At 72.0% G+C, this 18648-nt stretch carries 11 protein-coding genes and 1 tRNA gene; 9 read left to right on the top strand and 3 right to left on the bottom strand.

Features of this window, described 5'->3' with window-relative positions; all coding sequences use genetic code 11:
* The first annotated feature begins 19 nt into the window (after window positions 1-19).
* Entirely contained in the window at window positions 20-5239 is a 5220-nt protein-coding gene (locus ACZ4N4_RS34100) for a hypothetical protein (RefSeq protein WP_467596082.1), read from the top strand.
* 19 nt (window positions 5240-5258) lie between these two features.
* Here the strand turns inward: ACZ4N4_RS34100 and ACZ4N4_RS34095 are convergent, their stop codons facing one another.
* Window positions 5259-5945 (bottom strand): pentapeptide repeat-containing protein, encoded by a 687-nt coding sequence (locus tag ACZ4N4_RS34095; RefSeq protein ID WP_467596079.1) that lies wholly within the window; start codon window positions 5943-5945, stop codon window positions 5259-5261.
* A 135-nt stretch (window positions 5946-6080) separates the two neighbouring features.
* Here ACZ4N4_RS34095 and ACZ4N4_RS34090 point away from each other — a divergent pair, with 135 nt between their 5' ends.
* The 4 genes from ACZ4N4_RS34090 (at window position 6081) to ACZ4N4_RS34075 (ending at window position 13107) form a co-directional block, all read left to right on the top strand.
* Window positions 6081-7595 (top strand): MFS transporter, encoded by a 1515-nt coding sequence (locus tag ACZ4N4_RS34090; protein ID WP_467596077.1) that lies wholly within the window; start codon window positions 6081-6083, stop codon window positions 7593-7595.
* A gap of 84 nt (window positions 7596-7679) precedes the next feature.
* A complete protein-coding gene (locus ACZ4N4_RS34085) occupies window positions 7680-8336 on the top strand; it encodes a rhomboid-like protein (RefSeq protein ID WP_467596074.1) in 657 nt (218 codons plus the stop codon).
* A 9-nt stretch (window positions 8337-8345) separates the two neighbouring features.
* Window positions 8346-9752 carry an NAD(P)/FAD-dependent oxidoreductase gene (locus ACZ4N4_RS34080; RefSeq protein WP_467596071.1) on the top strand — a complete coding sequence of 469 codons (1407 nt, stop codon included), beginning with the start codon at window positions 8346-8348 and terminating at the stop codon, window positions 9750-9752.
* Window positions 9753-9858: 106 nt separating this feature from the next.
* Window positions 9859-13107 (top strand): Tat pathway signal protein, encoded by a 3249-nt coding sequence (locus ACZ4N4_RS34075; RefSeq protein WP_467596067.1) that lies wholly within the window; start codon window positions 9859-9861, stop codon window positions 13105-13107.
* 269 nt (window positions 13108-13376) lie between these two features.
* Here ACZ4N4_RS34075 and ACZ4N4_RS34070 read toward each other — a convergent pair whose 3' ends face one another.
* Complete coding sequence (locus ACZ4N4_RS34070) at window positions 13377-15347, bottom strand: SpoIIE family protein phosphatase (RefSeq protein ID WP_467596064.1); 1971 nt, start codon at window positions 15345-15347, stop codon at window positions 13377-13379.
* Between the two features lie 127 nt (window positions 15348-15474).
* Between ACZ4N4_RS34070 and ACZ4N4_RS34065 the strand changes: the two genes are divergently transcribed.
* On the top strand, window positions 15475-15621 hold the full coding sequence (locus ACZ4N4_RS34065) for a hypothetical protein (RefSeq protein ID WP_467596061.1): 147 nt from the start codon (window positions 15475-15477) through the stop codon (window positions 15619-15621).
* A gap of 56 nt (window positions 15622-15677) precedes the next feature.
* Here the strand turns inward: ACZ4N4_RS34065 and ACZ4N4_RS34060 are convergent.
* Window positions 15678-15754 (bottom strand) — tRNA-Thr (locus tag ACZ4N4_RS34060).
* A 213-nt stretch (window positions 15755-15967) separates the two neighbouring features.
* Between ACZ4N4_RS34060 and ACZ4N4_RS34055 the strand changes: the two genes are divergently transcribed.
* The 3 genes from ACZ4N4_RS34055 (at window position 15968) to ACZ4N4_RS34045 (ending at window position 18608) form a co-directional block, all read left to right on the top strand.
* On the top strand, window positions 15968-17104 hold the full coding sequence (locus ACZ4N4_RS34055) for an ABC transporter ATP-binding protein (protein ID WP_450762227.1): 1137 nt from the start codon (window positions 15968-15970) through the stop codon (window positions 17102-17104).
* Between the two features lie 224 nt (window positions 17105-17328).
* Window positions 17329-17790 (top strand): hypothetical protein, encoded by a 462-nt coding sequence (locus tag ACZ4N4_RS34050; protein WP_453572471.1) that lies wholly within the window; start codon window positions 17329-17331, stop codon window positions 17788-17790.
* Between the two features lie 86 nt (window positions 17791-17876).
* Complete coding sequence (locus ACZ4N4_RS34045; RefSeq protein WP_453572468.1) at window positions 17877-18608, top strand: nucleotidyltransferase family protein; 732 nt, start codon at window positions 17877-17879, stop codon at window positions 18606-18608.
* The last annotated feature ends 40 nt before the right edge of the window (window positions 18609-18648 follow it).

The following is an 18648-nucleotide window of genomic DNA, read 5'->3' as shown; positions in this document are numbered from 1 at the left end:
CCGCCTTTACGTTGACTCCGTGCGGACGCAGCGACAGGCAGGCGACAGCGGAAAAGACGCCTCTCCCGAGGGCTCCCGGGCACCGGTCACCGCCAAGCCCATCGGCTCCACCGTGCCCGTCGGCACCACCACGCCTGCCGGGCCCAGCACGTCCATCGGGCCCACGGAACACGCGCTGCTGGCCCTCCGGGGGGCCGCGGGGAACGCGGCCACCACGAAGGCGCTGCGGGACGCGAAGGGGAAAGGCGTCTCCCGGCCGTCGGCGGTCCGCGGCCGGCCGGTGGCGCCCGTGGCCCCCATCGAGGAAGAGCGCACCGAGCCGGGGCTCGTGCTGCCGCCGTACCTGATGGACTTCCAGGCCGCCGGGCTGTCCACGGCGTACGGGCTGACCGGGCACGAGTTCGTACGGAACGCGGTGGCCGCCGTGGTCGGGCACGGCGACGGCACGGTCGCCGGCATCGGCGCCGAGCTCGCCGGACGCCCCGAGTCGTTCTACGGGCAGGGCCGCGCCTTCACCGTCCAGGGCAAGACCGGCAAGGAGTGGTTCGACGTCACCGTCACCGTCTCCCGTGCCCCCGACGACCGGCCGCCGGTCTTCCATCCCAAGGACCTGCTCGCGAACACCCTGCCCGACCCGGACGGGGCGCCGCTCGCCGCGGTGGACGAGGCCGAGGGCAAGGACACCAAGGTCGACGTCCAGCACAACACCGCCGCCACCGTCGCGACCACGGCGAGCGGCGGATCCAGTAAGGGCCTGGGCGGCATGGCCTTCGGGCTGGCGCCCGTCGTACCTGGGCTGTGGCTGGGCGGCGCCGGTCTGGCGAACGCGCAGCCCTGGCAGTCCTCGCGGGAGTCCCGCAGCCAGCGCAACGTGGCCGAACCGCGGGTGCTGCGCAGCGAGAAGGGCTCGGTCGAGGCACCGCGCAAGGTGCGGTACGGCGTACGGATCAAGAAGCAGGGCGCCCAGCACGCGACGCGGCCCGCGCAGACCTTCCACGGCTCGGGGACCCTCACCCAGCGCGTGCCCACCGAACACCTCGTCCCGGCGGGCACCGCGGCGCCCGCCGCTCCGCAGCCCCTCCGGGCGGACACCGCCCGGCTCGTCTCGCTCGCCGACTCCATGGCCCCGGTCGCGGTGACCGACAGCGCGGCCCCGCACCAGGGCGGCGGCGGGCTCTTCGACGCCGTCGCCGCCGTCCTGCACCCCTCGCTCACCGCACCCGGCGCACCCGGCCGCGCCCGGCTCTACGAGGCGACCTCCACGGCGACCGTCCTGGAGGACCTGCCCCGGCTGCTGCGCGACGGCGTCACCGGCGAGGACCTGGCGTCCAAGGACGGCAGCAGCGTCGGCAGCTACCGCCTGCGCGCCGAGATCACCGGCATGTCGCCCGGCTGGGGCACCGGCGGGACCCAGCTGCGCACCCACCAGCAGACCCAGCACTCGGTCACCGAGAGCGCGGGCAAGGGGCGTGCCGTCACGGGCGGCCTGGGCCCGGCCATCGGCGTCGGAGCGGCCGGTAACGCCGCCGTCGTACGGGCCACGGCCATGCCGGTCGCGGCGGCCCGCAAGGCACGGTTCACGGTGGCCGAGCAGACCGTGTCGAGCCGCCAGGGCGCGGAGGTGCGCGGCGACAAGGTGCTCTACCTGGCGAGCGTCCAGTTCACCGCGGAGGGCACGGGACCGCGCTCGGCCGAGATGATCCTGCGCCCCGGCACCCGGGTCGCCCGGCACCCGATGCGGGTGTGGATGAGCCTGCGGGCCGACGAGGCGCGGTCACTCGGGCTGCCGCTGCCGCCCGGCACCGAGGCCGGGGAGTTCATCGAGAAGCCCAGGCGGACCGACGAGAACGGCAACGAGGTCGACGTCGAGCGGCACCTCCCCTTCGGCGCCATGGGCTCCAGCGTCACCCTCAGCCAACTCGACACCGGCCCCATGGTCCGGGCCGTACAGGAGCTGTTCGCGACCGACCCCCGGCTGGCCGGCTACCTGCCCTCCTTCGGTACGGATGCGGTGGCTTCGGCGCCGGGCAAGGAGGAGGCCGCGCTCCAGCGGCGCAACCACCGCGAGCTGATGGCCGCCCTGTCCGAGACCAACCTGCGGGTCAACAAGGACCAGCTGACCACGACCGGCATCCGGGTCCGGCTGCGCCGCAAGACCACCCTGCACGCGCACGACGTGCAGCTCCGGGTCACAGGGCAGCTCCGCGAGACCGGCTACCTCGGCGACACCGACAACTGGCTGGTGCGCAGCCACTCCGGTGTCACCGGCAACGCGCAGAGCGGACGCGGCAGTTCCCGCTCGATCGGCGGTCTCGTGCTCGGGCAGGCCAGGATCGTCCCCGGCATGCTGACCGGCTCGGCCCGCTACGAGAGGCACCGCGCCGGCACCCGCCGCAACCAGGCCGGCCCCACCACCCGGACGGACGTCCTCACCAACGGCTCCGAGAAGGCCGGCACCTTCGGGGCGGCCCTGCGCCTCGACGTCGACGTCACCATGACCTCCCGGCAGCGCAAGCTCGGCCGCGCCCTCACCCCCGGCTCCCCGGGCCAGGACGCGCCCGAGCCGAAACGGCTTGCCGGACTGCGTCTGGACGAGCAGGACGTACGGCTGGTCACCCCCACCGAGTTCACCCTCGACGAGGAGGGCAAGCGGCGGCAGGACGCGGTGCGCGACCGGCGGCGGGCACAGCCCCCTCGGCCCGATCACGCCGTCACCGCCGAGGGCATCGGCGACCTGGCCACGCTCGTGCCCCGGCCGTCCACCGGACAGGCACTGCGGGACTGGCAGCTGGTGGAGACGGTCGGCGACGGACAGGCCGTCCGGGACCTCGCCTTCCAGCTGCTGTCCCGGGCCGCCGCCCGCAACAAGAACGTCCGCGAGGATCCCGCGCTGGCGGCGGAGGGGCTCGCGCCACGGCTGGCCATCGAGGAGCGGTTCGGCCCGCAGGCCGTCACGGCGGCGCTGCGGCAGGCCGCGTCCTCCGGGTGGGTGGTGAAGAACCTGCGCTATCCGCGGCGGCTCGCCGCGCTGAACGGGGCCGTGGGCACCCGGCTCACCCTGGCCAACCCGAAGTTCCTGCACCGGGGCGCGGGTCCCGGCACGGAGACCTTCGTGCTCGGCGGCCACCAGGCCGCCGGCCAGGAGGGGCAGGGCACCACCAGCACCTGGCAGGTCGGCGCCACCGGCTCGGAGAACGGCCCGGAGTGGCGCCTGGGCCAGGGCCTGTCCGGGAGCCGCACCACCAGCGAGGGCGACGCCCGGTCCGCGGCGCTGTCCGGCACGGTCGAGCGCAACGCCCACACCCCGAAGAAGGCGCCGCTCTATCTGGTCCAGTGCGACCTGCTCGTCACCATGGTCGCCGAGGTCAAGGTCACCGGCGGCGGCCCCTACGTGGCGACGGCCGCCCGCACCCTGCCGGCCGAGGCGGCGGTGTGGCTGACGGAGGCGCAGCTGCCGGCCTCGATCCGCAGGCAGCTCAAGCTCGACGCCGAACCGGCGCCGATGGCGACGCCGCCGTCCACCCGGCAGGAACGGCGACCGGCGGAGAGCTCCCGCGCGGGCGCCGAACGCGAGGCCCGGGAAGGGGTCCGCGCCACAGGAACGACGGACACGGCCAGCTCCACCACGTCCGCGCCGCCGCGCGCCACCGGTCCGTCCTTCGACCGCGCGCTGCCCCTCGGCTTCGGCATGATCGAGAACCTGCCGAACTTCGTGCCGCTGCTGGCCCGGCTGCGTACCCGCCTCGCGGAGAGCGGCCAGCAGAGCCTCGCCGACGACCTGCTGCCCCGGCGGCAGCTGGCCGACCGCAACGACAACGTGCAACGGCTGCTGCGCGTCCTGGACCGCGACGGCAGCGCCGGACTGCTCTCCGGCGCCATGGACGGCGGGGTCACCGTCGAGCTGTTCGACGGCCGCAGAACCCCCTACTGGGCGGTGTTCAAGGTCAACCGCCTGGGCGACGGCGGTTACGAAGGTGCGGCGGACGACGGCCGGGACCTGGAGTACATCACCGCGGCCGTCGCCCAGCAGGCCGCCTCCCACGACGAGGGCGCGACGACCGGCGTGGAGGGGATCTTCGCCGGCTCCGGGAAACCGGACGGCGGCGCCGGGCAGCTGAAGAGCATGGGCGGTGCGGCGGGGCTCGGTGTCGGCTCGGGCGGCTCGCGGCGTTCCGGCACGGCGGACCGCGGCCAGCTCGGCATGAAGACGGTCGCGGAGGCGAAGACCGCGAAGTCGTCGAAGATGCGGGTGCCGATCGAGGCGACCCTGGAACTGCACCGGGGCGACCGCCGGGTGGCGCTGGTCTCCCTGGGCCGCCAGGCGCTGACCCACCGCGTCCTGGAGAAGGACCTGGCCGCCCTGGGCCGGCTGACCGCGCCGCGCCACCAGCCGGTGGCCCCCGCCCCCGCCCCCGGCCCGCGGGGCGACCGCCCGGCCGCGCTCGGCAACTGGCGCTCCGGAGGTGTGCGGCTGCCGATGGAGGCGCAGGTGAACGGCTTCCAGGGCGCCCCGCAGATCCGGGAGCTGGTCGCCTCCGCGGTCCGGGAGGCGGGCGGCGGCGACCGCTTCCGGTCCAAGGGCCAGGCCGCCGCGTACACCCTGAACGAGGCCGTCTCCACCGAGTGGCTGATCGCGGCGCTGCCGCTGCTGACCTCCGCCGGGGCCGAGCTGCCGCCGGTGCACGCCACCGGAGCGGCGGGCCAGGACCTGCGGGCGTCCCTGCACGCGCGGCTGCGGGACGGGCGGGTACTGGGGGTCGGCGACAAGATGACCTTCGAGACGGTGGGGCAGAGCCACCTGGACGCGCCCCGGCCCACCCAGACGGACGGCCTGAGCTCCGCCGACCACGGCAGATCGGCCCGCGGGCTGGTGGGCGCCGGACTGCTCAACGCCGACGAGTTCCGCCTCAACCAGCTGATGGGCAACGCCGGTGGCAGCGGGGGCGCGGCCGACTCGGCGGTGAACGCGTCGGGTTCGATGCCGCTGCACAAGCCCAAGTCCGCGTCGGTCCTGGTGCAGTTCACGCTGGACGTGCGGGTGGTGGCCAGGGTGAGCAACCGTGTGCGCCCCGGCCGTACCGGTACCGCCGTGCGGGAGCTGACCCTGCCCCGGCCGGTGGTGATCCGCATGCCGGAACCGGTGGTCCGCCGCATGCTGGCCGCCCAGCAGGACCGGCTCCAGGACCCGGACGACCACCTGGGCCCGCGGAAGGCGGCCGCGGCCACACCCCAGGACTGAGCACCGCGGCCCGCCGGGCTCAGCCCTCCACGCGGATCCCCAGCTGGACCGCCAGCACCGGGGCCAGATCCAGCAGTTGGGACGTGCTGATCACCGCCCCCGCCAGTCGCTCCACCCCTCTGGCGATCTCCAGGGACGCGGCGCCCCGCAGGTCGACGTCCTTCATCGTCACCCCCGTGAAGTCGGCCTCCTTGAGGGTGCAGTCGACGAACTCCACCCGCTCCAGGACGGCGTCGCCGAAGTCCGGTTCCACCAGGACGCAGCTCTCGAAGACCACGTCTCTGAGCTTGGCCGTGCGCAGATTGAGGTAGTCGATCTTGCCGCCGCGGATCACCACGCGCTCCAGGACGGAACCGTGCAGCTGGGTGCCGCCCAGGCGGGCGTCGACCAGCTCGACGTCGCGCAGGGTGGCCTCGGCCAGGTCCGTGCCGACGCCTCTCGCCCCGGTGACGACGGTGTCCAGCAGCCTGGCGTGGCGCAGCCCCGTCTCGTCGAAGGCGCAGCCCGTGAGCGCGCAGTCCATGAAGCGGGCGCCCGCGCCGTCCTGCCCGACGAAGTCCGCCTCCCGGAACTCCAGCCCGTCGTAGTCCCCGTCCGGCTCCAGCTCGCCGCCGCCCCAGGGTTCCAGCTCGGGCAGCCGTACCTCCGGCCGCCGCGCGCCCTTCACCCTGCCTGCGCCGGTCCCACCGGCCACTGTCCTCGCCATGCCCCCATCTTGCAGGCCGCCACTGACAGCGGAAGGCGGGCCCGGGCCGGCCTGACAGCGGAAGGCGGGCCCGGGCCGGCCCGCCTTGACACACCCCGGGATGCGATACGTACAGATTGATGGTCTTCTGTTCGAATGAGCAGCGCCCGAACGGGTGAAACGCCCGGCATGAACCCCGGCAGGGACGCGGCCGACACCCACCGCTGGTGGGGCCTGGTGATCATCGCGCTCGCCCAGCTGATGGTCGTCCTCGACGCGACGATCGTGAACATCGCGCTCCCCTCCGCACAGCGTGCTCTCGGCATGTCCGACGGCAACCGCCAGTGGGTGATCACCGCCTACACACTCGCCTTCGGCGGCCTGCTCCTGCTCGGCGGCCGGATCGCCGACCTGGTCGGCCGCAAACGGACCTTCGTCGTCGGGCTGGCCGGCTTCGCCGTCGCCTCCGCGTTCGGCGGCGCCGCGCAGACCCCGGGGATGCTCTTCGACGCCCGCGCCCTCCAGGGCGTCTTCGCCGCCGTCCTCGCACCCTCCGCGCTGAGCCTGCTGACGACGACCTTCACCGACCCTCGGGAGCGCGGCAAGGCCTTCGGCATCTACGGCGCCCTCGCGGGCAGCGGCTCGGCCATCGGGTTCATCGTCGGCGGGCTGCTCACCGAGTACCTGAACTGGCGCTGGTGCCTGTACGTCAACGTGCCCATCGCCGTCCTCGCCGTCTTCGGCGCCTCCGCGCTGCTGCACGACCGCCCGGGCCGCGCCGGCGCCCGGCTCGACGTACCCGGCGCGCTGCTGGGCTGCGGCGGACTGGTGGCGATCGTCTACGGCTTCAGCGAGGCCGAGCCGCGCGGCTGGAGCGACCCGCTGGTCCTCGGCCTGTTCGCGGCCGGGGTCGCCCTGGTCGCCGGGTTCGTCTGGTGGCAGAGTCGGGCCCCGAACCCCCTGCTGCCCCTGCACATCGTCAGGGACCGCAACCGCGCGGGCTGCTTCCTGGCGATGGCGTTCGCGACCATCGCCCTGTTCGGGCTGTTCCTCTTCCTGACCTACTACCTCCAGGTCGTCCTCGGCTACTCCCCGGTCCGGGCGGGCCTCGGCTTCCTCCCGCTGACCCTGGCGATCATCACCGGCTCCACCCAGATATCCGGGCGCCTGCTGTACCGGGTGGCGCCGCGCATGCTCATGGTCCCCGGGACGCTGCTGGCCGCCTGCGGTCTGCTGCTCCTGACCCGGATGACGGTCAGCTCCTCCTACCCCACCGAGATCCTGCCCTCCCTGGTGCTGATGGGCCTCGGCATGGGCCTGACCTTCATGCCGGTCTTCGCCACCGCGACGGCGGGCGTGGCCCCGCAGGATTCCGGGGTCACCTCGGCCACCGTCAACACCTCGCAGCAGGTCGGCGGGTCCATCGGTACGGCCCTGCTCAACACGATCGCCACCAGCAGCAGCGCGGCCTACCTCGCCGCGCACCTCCACAGCCCCGCCCAGCGGGCCGTCGTGGTCCCGGAATCCGTCGTACACGGCTACACGACCGCCATCTGGTGGGCGTCCGGCATCATGCTCCTGGGAGGCCTGTCCGCGGCCCTGCTGGTGACGGCGAAGCCCCCGAAGCAGGACGCCCCGACGCAGACCCCGGTGGCGGAACCGGTCAGCTGAGCGGTGGGCGGGCGGGCCGCGCGCGATCAGCCCGCCGGAATGTCAATCACCCGCATGACGTTGCGACCGTGCATGAATCGCCTCATGCGAATTTTCCGGGGTCTCGGCGGCAAGGCGTGGGCGTATGTCCGCAGCGCCCCCGGCACGTACGTCTGGCTCGCGATTCTCTTCGTGACGACCGTCGCGCTGCACCACATGTCACCGGAGTTCGAGCAGCAGTTCCTGCGGCAGCGGTCCACCAACATCCGCGAGCTGTCGGACAACCCGGTGCGGGTACTGGTCGCCAGCGCGATGTGGATCGAGGGCGGCCACTGGGTGCCGTACGCCTTCCTCTACACCGTCTTCCACGCACCCGCGGAACGCTGGCTCGGTACGGCCCGCTGGCTGCTGGTGTGCGTGGCCGCGCACGTGCTGGCCACCCTGATCAGCGAGGGTGCGCTGCTGAAGGGCATCCATGACGGCATCGCCCCGCACTCCGCGGTCAACACCCTGGACATCGGGGTGAGTTACGCGCTGGCCGGGGTGATCGCGGTGCTCGCGTACCGGATCGCGACGCCCTGGCGGTATCCGTTCATCGCGGTCGTCCTGCTCGTCTACGGCCTGCCGCTGACCGAGTCGCCCACCTTCACCGACCTCGGCCATTTCGTCGCCACACTGATCGGTCTCGCCTGCTATCCGCTGGTCAGAGGCCGCGGAAAAGCATGGAATCCGAAGGAGACACTGGCCGCCCTCAACGGTTAACGTCCGCCCATGAGCAGCTCGGCAAGCAGTGTCGTCAACGGTGGCATCTCCTTCTGGTACGCGAACGACGGTCTCCCGGCGGTACGGGAGCCGCTCGACGGGGACGCCACCGCGGACGTGGTGATCGTGGGCGGTGGCTACACCGGCCTGTGGACCGCGTACTACCTGAAGAAGGCCGCCCCCTTCCTCCGGATCACCGTCCTGGAGCAGAAGTTCTGCGGCTACGGCGCCTCCGGCCGCAACGGCGGCTGGCTCTACAACGGCATCGCCGGCCGCGACCGGTACGCCGCGCTGCACGGTCACGAGGCCGCCGTACGGCTGCAGAGGGCCATGAACCAGACCGTCGACGAGGTGGTGGCGGTCGCCGCGGCCGAGGGCGTCGACGCCGATCTACACAAGGGCGGCGTGCTGGAAGTGGCCACCACCCCGGCCCAGTTGGCCCGCCTCAGGGCCTTCCACGAGCACGAGCTGTCGTACGGCGAGAAGGACCGCGAGCTGTACGGCGCCGGGGAGACCCGGGAGCGGATCCGGGTCGCCGACGCGGTCGGCTCGACCTGGACCCCGCACGGGGCCCGGCTGCACCCGGTGAAGCTGGTGAAGGGGCTGGTGGCGGCCGTGGAGGCGCTGGGGGTGCGGATCCACGAGTCCACCCCCGTGACGGAGATCCGGCCGCGGCACGCCGTCACGCCCTACGGCACGGTCCGCGCCCCTTACGTCCTGCGCTGCACCGAGGGCTTCACCGCGAACCTGAAGGGGCAGAAGCGCACCTGGCTGCCGATGAACTCCTCGATGATCGCCACCGAGCCGCTGACCGAGGAGCAGTGGGCGTCGGTGGGATGGCAGGGGATGCAGACCCTCGGCGACATGGCGCACGCCTACATGTACGCCCAGCGCACGGCCGACGGGCGGATCGCACTCGGCGGGCGCGGGGTGCCGTACCGCTTCGGGTCGCGGACGGACAACGACGGCCGGACACAGGAGGCGACGATCGAGGCCCTCCGCGAGATCCTGGTGCGGTTCTTCCCGGCGCTCGCGGGGGTGGGCATCGAGCACGCCTGGTCCGGGGTGCTCGGCGTCCCGCGCGACTGGTGCGCGACCGTCACCCTCGACCGCTCCACGGGGCTCGGCTGGGCGGGCGGATACGTCGGCTCCGGTGTCGCCACCACCAACCTCGCGGGACGGACGCTGCGGGACCTCGTCCAGCTCGACTCCGGCCAGGCCGGCCGCACCGACCTGACGGAGCTGCCATGGGTGAACCACAAGGTCCGCAAGTGGGAGCCGGAACCCTTCCGCTGGCTCGGCGTGCAGGGCATGTACGCCACCTACCGCACCGCCGACCAGCGCGAACGCCGCCGCCCGAGCACCGAGTCGTCCCGCCTGGCGAGGCTCGCGGACCGGGTGGCGGGGCGGCACTGACGCACCGCACCGCACCTCGGGCGCGGGCGCCCCTGGAAACCCGTTGAGGCTGTGTCACACCTGTGTGCGACCATCGCCCCAACATTCGTATTCCAGGGGGGAATTGATGGCGCACCCCGTGCCCGACACCGGTTTCGGCCCGTCGGCGAGACCCGGGCGGCTCACCGCCGTGACGGTCCTCGTCGTATCCCTGCTCACCTCGCTGCTCACCCTCACCGCCGCCGGGTCCGCCCGCGCCGACGACCCGGTGTGCGCACCACTGGCCCTCGCGTCGTTCGGTGACCCCGGGGACGCCGTCGGCAGGGCGACCGTCCCGGCCCAGGACAAGGCCTGCTTCACCGTGACGGCCCCGGAGGCGGGCCTGTACATGGTGTCGCTGGAGGACAGCCACCACGAGGCGTACACCCAGCTGTCCGCCGCGGACGGCACCCAGGTGGACTGCTACGACGAGGAGTTCTCCGAGCAGGGCCGCTGCCAGGTGCCCGCGGCCGGCACCTACACCCTCACGGTCGTCAACAGCGGCTGGGTGGACCCGGAGGACGCCCAGGTCACCGTCGTCCCACTCGGGTCGGCCACGCCGGGCTGCTTCGACACCGCCGGCACCAACTGGGACCAGCCGCTCACCACGCACACCAGCGTGAGCCCGATCGAGGTCGACTGCCAGGGCATCGACGCCCGGCCCGGCGAGCGCATCCGGCTCACCGCCGTCACCAGGGTCTACGGCAGCGCCACCGCGTGGCTCACCGACGCGACCGGCGCCCGGATCTGCCCGCACTTCCCGGAGGACGGCGAGGACAGCTGTGTGCTGCCCGGCAGCGGCCCCTACCGGGTGATCTCCCAGGTGGCCTCCACGGACGGCGGCTTTCCCGCCGACTACACGGTCACCGCCCGCCGCCTGAACGACCCCCAGGGCTGCACCACCGCCCCCGTCCGCCCCTACGGCGCCCTGGACCCGCAGGACCTCACCGTCGGCGGCTGCTACACCTTCACCACCGACAAGGCCGGCCTGTACACCGTCCACTACGTGAACGAGGACCGCGCCACCGGCCCCGTCCAGGTCTACGGCACGGACGGCAGGACCGTGTGCCGCGGCACCGACCCGTGCCGGGTGCCCGCGGCCGGCACCTACACCGCGATCCCCGAGGGCCCCGCCCGCCAGGGCCTGGTCGTCCTCGACCGCGCCTCCGACGCGGGCTGCACGGCGACCGGGTACGGCCTGCGCCAGGGCGAGCTGAGCACGCCCGGCCAGTACGACTGCCTGACCCTGCCCGCCTCGCAGAACGCCCGGATCGCCGTCCTCAGGCCGCTCGCCTCCTCCGGTGTCGAGGCCGACCTGGAGGTCCTCGACCGGGACGGCACCGCCCAGTGCACCGTGCAGGAGATCTCGGACGGCAACTGCGCACTCACCGGCACCGCGCCCTACCGGACACTGGTGCACACCGAGAACCAGGCCGAGGGCGCGACCGGCCCCTACGCCCTCGCCCTGTACCGCACCGACGCCGCGGGTGACTGCCCCGTCCTGCCCGCCGGCAGCTTCGCCGCCGACGGCGCCAAGGCCACCATCGCCACCGGCGACGGCGTCTTCTCCCAGTGCCTGAGCATCCCGGCGGACGCCCACACCGGCACCGAGCTCCTCCAGCTGACCGCCACCTCCGGCGACGTACCGGCGAGGTTCTCGGTGCTGGACGCCACCGGCAAGAAGGTCTGCGACCACATCCCCACCACCAGCGGCTGGACGGTGTGCTCGCTCACCCCGGGCAAGGCCCACACCGTGCTGGTCACCGGCCGCGACCAGGCCGCCGCCTACACCCTGACCCGCCGGGACGTCACCGCCACCGCCGCCTCGGCGGGCTGCACGAAGACCGCGGCGGCCAAGGTCGGCGGCCCCTCGGTGAAGGGCACGGCCGGCGCCGCCGGCACCGTCGACTGCGTCCAGGTCACCACCCCGGCCGCCACCGACGTCGTCCACGTCAACGTGCGGGACGCGCTGGGCACGGCGAACATCGCGGTGATCGGCGGTGACGGCAAGGTCGAGTGCTCCTACCGCAACAGCTCCTGCGCGGTCACCGGTTCCACCACCCACCAGGTGCTCGTCCAGACCCCGGCCGACCTGAAGGCCGCCCCCGAGTACCACCTGGACGCCCTGCGCATCGCGACCGCCGACGGCCCCGCACCCGAGTGCACCAGGGTCCCGTCGGTGTCCTACGGGTACGGCCCGGTCACCGGCACCCTCGACGAGGCGCACAGCGCCGTCTGCGCGGTGCTGCCCACGGCCGGCCTCGACCGTTTCTCCGCCGACATCAAGGACACCAACGGCGCGACCGCCAAGGCCGTACCGACGCTGTACAACACGACGTCCTGGCGCAACGGCTGCACCCGCTACCTCGGCGAGAACGGCGAGGGCTACGACTGCGCCACGCTCGGCTCGTCCACGGCGCTCACCCCGACCGTGTTCCTGCTCGGCCTCCCCGAGACCACGTCCGGCACCGCCTACAGCGCCCGGCTGGCCTGCCAGTCCACCCTGTGCGGCACCGACAGGGTGAGCGTCACCGGGATCAGCCCGGCCACCGGCGTGAGCGGCACCAAGGTCAAGGTGACGGTCACCGGCACCGCCCTAGGCCCGAACACCGAGGTACGGCTGAATCTGTCCGGCAGGACCGTCTCAGCGAAGGCCGACTCGGTCGCCGCCGACAACCGCTCCGTGACGGCCACCCTGGACCTGACCGGCGTGGCCGCCGGCACCTGGAACGTCAGCGTGTTCACCACGTGCTGCGAGTACCCGAGCGGCTCCTTCACGGTGACCCAGCCCAAGCTGGCGAGCACGGCCGCACCGAAGATCACCGGAACGGCCAAGGTCGCCGCCAAGGTCACGGCGGCAAACGGCAGTTGGTCGGCGACCCCGACCTCCTACACCTACCAGTGGAAGGCCGACGGCAAGGCGATCTCCGGCGCGACCGCCGCGTCGTACACCGTCCCGGCGGCCCTGCTCGGCAAGAAGCTCACCGTGACCGTGACGGCCGCCAAGAGCGGCTGGCTGAGCGGGTCGGCGACCTCGGCCGCGGTGACGGTCGCGAAGGGGGTCGCGCCGAAGGCGACCAAGCAGCCGACGGTCAGCGGCACCGCCAAGGTGGGGAAGAAGCTGACGGCGGCGCACGGCACCTGGAGTCCGGCGGCGACCTCGTACGCGTACCAGTGGTACGCGAACGGCAGGGCGATCAGCGGGGCCACCAAGTCCACGCTGACCCTGAAGCCGGCCCAGAAGGGCAAGAAGATCACCGTGAAGGTCACGGCCCACCGCACGGGCCACCAGGACGGCACGGCGACCAGCAAGCCGACAAAGACGGTCACCGCCTGACTGACAGATCACACCTGCCGGGCCTGAGGATGCGTCGCGCCACCCCGCCGCACACGAGGGGAGAAGGGGGACCGCCCAGGCCCGGACGGTCAGGGGAGATCGTCGCGGTGACGGACGGTCGCGGTGCCGGACCAGCCGCCCCGGGCCCGGCACTCCTCGGTTGACGCCCACTCCAGGAGTGTCTGGCAGGTAACCGGCAGGAGCGTGGAGACGGTCCGGCCGACCACTTCCGTGGCCGGGTAACCGAGGTCGTGAGGACGTGGACGCCGTCATGTGCGACGGATGACCAGCACGGCCACGTCGTCGAGGTGGTCTACCGCTACCGCGGCATCGAGGACACGGTCGGCGGTCTCCTCGGCGTTCAGACCGTCGCGGAGGGCCGCGCCGGCCAGTGTTCCGGCTCGCTCCAGTCCGGCTTCCAACGTGAGGCCCGGTCCCTCGACCACCCCGTCGGTGACCATGACCAGCATGCTGTCCTCGTCCAGGGCGAAGGTGTCCTCGCAGTACTCGGTGCCGGGCACGACTCCCAGGACCGGGCCGCCCGCCAGCTCGCGGATGCTGTGGCTGCCGTCCTTGCGCGCGCACAGCAACGGCACGTGGCCGGCGCTGGTGCCGGTGACCTCTCCGTTGTCCGGGTCGATATGCAGCAAGGTGCAGCTGGCGAAGCGTGTCACGTCCATCGTGACGAGCAGGTCGTTGGTGCGCGTCAGCACGGTTGCGGGATCCGGTTCGTGGGCGGCGATCGTGCGCATGGAGGCGCGTACCTGGCCCATGGCCGCGGCAGCGCCCACGTCGTGCCCCTGGGCGTCGCCGATCTCCAGGGCGATCGCGCCGTCGGGCATCACGAAGGCGTCGTACCAGTCTCCGCCGATGTCCAGTCCGTCGCGGCTTGGCCGGTAGCGGGCGGCGACCTCCAGCCCCGCGAGGTGTTCGGGCAGTGTGGGAAGCATGGTCTTCTGCAGCGCCGCGGCCAGCTCGACGCGTGCCTGCTGCAACCTGATGCGCCTCAGTGCCTGGCCTGCCAGGTCGGCCAGGGTACCCATGAGGGTCCGTTCGTCCAGGGACGGCCGGTATCCGCTGCCGTAGGTCACCAGCCATGCCCCGAGCGGCTGATTGCCGGCCTCGCTCAGAGGGGTGATCGACGTGGCGTAGTCGAAGCCGAGTCGGCCGAGCCGCGGAAATTCGGCCCCGTGTGGCCAGCGGTGGATGTAATCCTCCCGGTCGAGGATGAACTGCGACTTGCCCGTGCGGATCGCCACGGGCAGGGCGCTCGGATGGTCCAGCGGCAGGCCGTGCAGGACGTCGACCTCCCACATGGCTATCCCGGCGTCGGTGGAGACACGCAGGCGGCCTTCGTCGACGAGCGCGAGCAGGGCGCCGGTGGCGCCGAAGGTTGCGGCGAGCCGGGTCAGGGCGACCTGCTGCAGCTCCTGCTCCGTGGCTGCGGTGATCAAGGCGGAGGAGAAGTCGGCGATGTCTTTGGCGCGCTGTCGCTCGGCAGCCAGTGCGGCCTGCGCCTTCTCCTTGCGCTTCTCCTGCTTGGTGTCGTCGCGGAGAATTCCGAAGATCCGCTCGGGGCCGCCGTATCCCAACTGGATCCGACGGGTCTTGGCGACCAGTTGGTGCCAGCCATCGTCCTGGGCGAGGTAGCGCAACCTCACCCAGGGGGACTGCTGGGTGGAGGCCGAGCGCAGGAGCTCTCGCAAGGCCTCCCGGTCTTCAGGGTGCACTGCCGATATCGTCGTGGAAAGCGACACCGTGGGCTTCGGAAAGAGCGCTGCCAGGGCGGGTGCGCCACCGAGCCACTCCAGTTGGTGCTCGTCGGATGAATACATCCACAGGCCGAGGTGGGCGGCCGTGGTGGCCAACCGGAACGGGATCAGCAGGCTGGCCAGATCGTTTCGCGCGTCCAGTGCGTGCACCCAGACCAGTTGCTCGTCACTTGCGGGATCCTTCACCTGCTGCGCCTCGATCAAGGAGGCAACGGGTGTTCCGCCTCGCCCGGGGAAGTCCAGCACCCGCATCGCGACCGACTTCGTCCTGGCGGCGTGGGCCACGAGGCTCTCGGCCGACATCCGCTGGCTTGCGGGCCACATATGCCCGAAGTCGCGTCCCACGCATTGCTCCGCAGGCCTGCCCAGCGCTGTGGCCATCGCAGCGTTGAGGCTGCGGATGGCGCCGTCCAGCGTCAGAACAGCCGCAGGGGCGGCCCCTCGAAGGAGTTCGTCCGAGACCGCCATCGTGACTCCCTGGCACCTGCCGAAACAGCCTCTTGAGCCATTTTCTCGCGTTGTGCCGCGGTACGTCGACAAGGGGCACGCCCGACCAGCTGGGCCGAGTGACGACGACAGGGAAACCGCTGGAAACGTGCTCGTCCCGGCACTCACGCCGGAGATCGGCTACGACGAAACCGGCCGGATCGCACACAAGGCGGAGGACGAGGGGACCACACTGCGCGAAACCGCCCTTGCCACCGGCCACAGCGCGGCGCCCGCCCCGGCTGCCCTGCCCTGACGCCGCGGGCATCGCGGCAGGTCGTCCATGCTGCTGAAGCCCCCTGCCGGAGCTGCTGGAGCCCCCTGTCGGATTCGAACCGACGACCTTCGCTTTACAAGAGCGGCGCTCTGACCAGCTGAGCTAAGGAGGCGTGCAGGCATCCTGGGATGCGTGCCAGTGCAGTGTACCCAGCTCGCAGGTGGGGCCCGTCGAAAATTTCCGCGAAGTTCACAGGGCTCCAGGTACTGACATACGGGGTGAACGCCAGGTACGGTCCTGAGCCAGTTCACTCTCGTGGACTACACCACCTTCCTACAACGGATCGTCCGGCACGTTCCTGCCGGTAGAAGGGGGCCTCTGAGCCATGGCCACTGTCACGTTCGACAAGGCGACCCGGATCTACCCGGGTTCCACCAAGCCCGCCGTAGACGGACTCGAGATCGCGATCGAGGACGGAGAGTTCCTCGTCCTGGTCGGCCCGTCCGGTTGCGGCAAGTCCACCTCGCTCCGGATGCTCGCGGGACTCGAGGACGTCAACGCCGGCGCCATCCGCATCGGCGACCGCGACGTCACGCACCTGCCGCCGAAGGACCGGGACATCGCCATGGTGTTCCAGAACTACGCCCTCTACCCGCACATGACGGTCGCCGACAACATGGGCTTCGCGCTCAAGATCGCCGGCGTCAACAAGGCGGAGATCCGGCAGAAGGTCGAGGAGGCCGCGAAGATCCTCGACCTCACCGAGTACCTGGACCGCAAGCCGAAGGCGCTCTCCGGCGGTCAGCGCCAGCGTGTCGCGATGGGCCGCGCCATCGTGCGTGAGCCCCAGGTCTTCCTCATGGACGAGCCGCTGTCCAACCTGGACGCCAAGCTCCGTGTCTCGACCCGTACGCAGATCGCGTCCCTCCAGCGCCGCCTCGGCATCACCACGGTCTACGTCACCCACGACCAGGTCGAGGCCATGACGATGGGCGACCGGGTCGCCGTGCTCAAGGACGGTCTGCTCCAGCAGGTCGACTCGCCGCGCAACATGTACGACCGCCCGGCCAACCTCTTCGTCGCCGGCTTCATCGGCTCGCCCGCCATGAACCTGGTCGAGGTCCCGATCACCGACGGCGGCGTGAAGTTCGGCAACAGCGTGGTCCCGGTCAACCGTGAGGCGCTCCAGGCCGCCGCCGACAAGGGCGACCGCACGGTCACCGTCGGCGTCCGCCCCGAGCACTTCGACATCGTCGAGCACAACGGCGAGGCCGCGGCCTCCCTCACCAAGGACTCCGAGGACGCCCCGGCGGGTCTCGCGGTCTCCGTGAACGTCGTCGAGGAGCTCGGCGCCGACGGCTACGTCTACGGCAGCGCCAAGGTCGGCGACGACCTCAAGGACCTGGTCGTCCGCGTCAGCGGCCGCGCGGTCCCGGAGAAGGGCGCCACGCTGCACGTCGTGCCGCGGCCGGGCGAGACCCACGTGTTCTCGACCTCCACGGGCGAGCGTCTCTCCGACTGACCGATCAAGCAGAGAAACCTCTGACCAGGGTGAACTTGCCCAGGTTGACGACAAGGGCCCCGCGACCTGCTGCGGGGCCCTTTCCGTTGTCCCGATTTACCCCGGCAAGCGGGTGGTTTTCGAGCCGTGTACGTCAACCTCGTACCCGAAACAGGGCACTTCTCCATCCCCCGAACCGGTGACTAAATGTCGCCAAATCATTACCGCACGCTACCCTCACACGCGTGAAGCACTCCACCACCCCTCAGACGCGACGCGGCCATCGGGGCGGCCCTGCCCGCCGGATCGGCCGCACTCTCGCCCTCGTCCTGCCCGTCGTCCTGGTGCTCTCCGGGACCCTCGCCGTCACCCGCGTCAACTGGACGGGAAGCCCGCGGAACTCGGTGCTCACCGCGACCGACGTGACCGACGCCGACGTCTCCTCCAAGGCCGTCTCGCGGCCCCCCCAGGACGTCCTGCGCGACCAGTTGATGACCGAGCTCCAGGACAAGAACCCGGGCCAGGTCCTCACCCACCTCCAGCAGGCGGTCAACGGCCACCCGTCGCTGGCCCAGCACTGCTCGTCCATCGCGCGTGCGCTGGGCCGGGCCGCGGTACGCATCTACGGCGCCTCGCGCGCCCAGTCGTACGCCCGGCCGGTCTGTGACACGGCCTTCGCGTCCGGAGTGCTGGCGGCGCACAGCTGAACACCGTTCGGTAAGCAGGTAAGGGGTCCTCAAGGGCCGCCTCGCGGCGGGAAGCCGACCCGGGGGCGCGTCGTACAGTTCGGGGCATGACCCATCCGAACGCCGCGTTGCGCCCCACTCAAGCCGTGGTCCTGGCCGGTGGCCAGGGCTCACGGCTTCGTCCGTACACCGATGACCGGCCCAAGCCGATGGTCGAGATCCCGGGTACGGGCACGCCGATCATCGGCCACCAGTTGACCTGGCTCGCCGAGGAGGGCGTCACGGACGTGGTGGTCTCCTGCGGCCACCTCGCGGACGTCCTGCAGAAGTGGCTGGACTCGGCCGACCTGCCCCTCTCCGTCACGACCGTGGTGGAGAGCGAGCCGCTGGGCCGGGGCGGCGGCCTGAGGTACGCCGCCGCGCGTCTGCCGCACACCGACCGGCCCTGGTACGCCACGAACGGCGACATCTGGACGCGGTTCTCGCTGCGCGACATGGCCGACTTCCACACGGAGCGGGACGCGGTGGCGACGCTCGCGCTCGCCCGGCCGCGGATCCCCTGGGGCGCGGTGCAGACGGACGGCTTCGGGCACATCACGGACTTCATCGAGGCACCGCCGTCGACGTTCGAGATCAACGCCGGTGTGTACGTCTTCTCGCCGGAGTTCGCCGAGATGCTTCCGGAACGGGGGGACCATGAGCGGACGACGTTTCCGCACCTCGCGCGGAGCCGGCGGCTGGCCGGGTTCCCGATTCCGCAGGGGGCGTACTGGCGGGCGATCGACACGGCGAAGGACCTGACGGAGGCGGCGAAGGAACTGGCCGCGCTGGGCCGGTAGGCCGAAGAGGGCCGGCGGCAGTCCGTCGGCCGCGGGTCCG

This window comes from Streptomyces sp. NPDC026538 (assembly GCF_055567535.1).
Note: the sequence above shows the minus strand (reverse complement) of the source record. Positions and strands in the feature narration are given on the sequence as shown.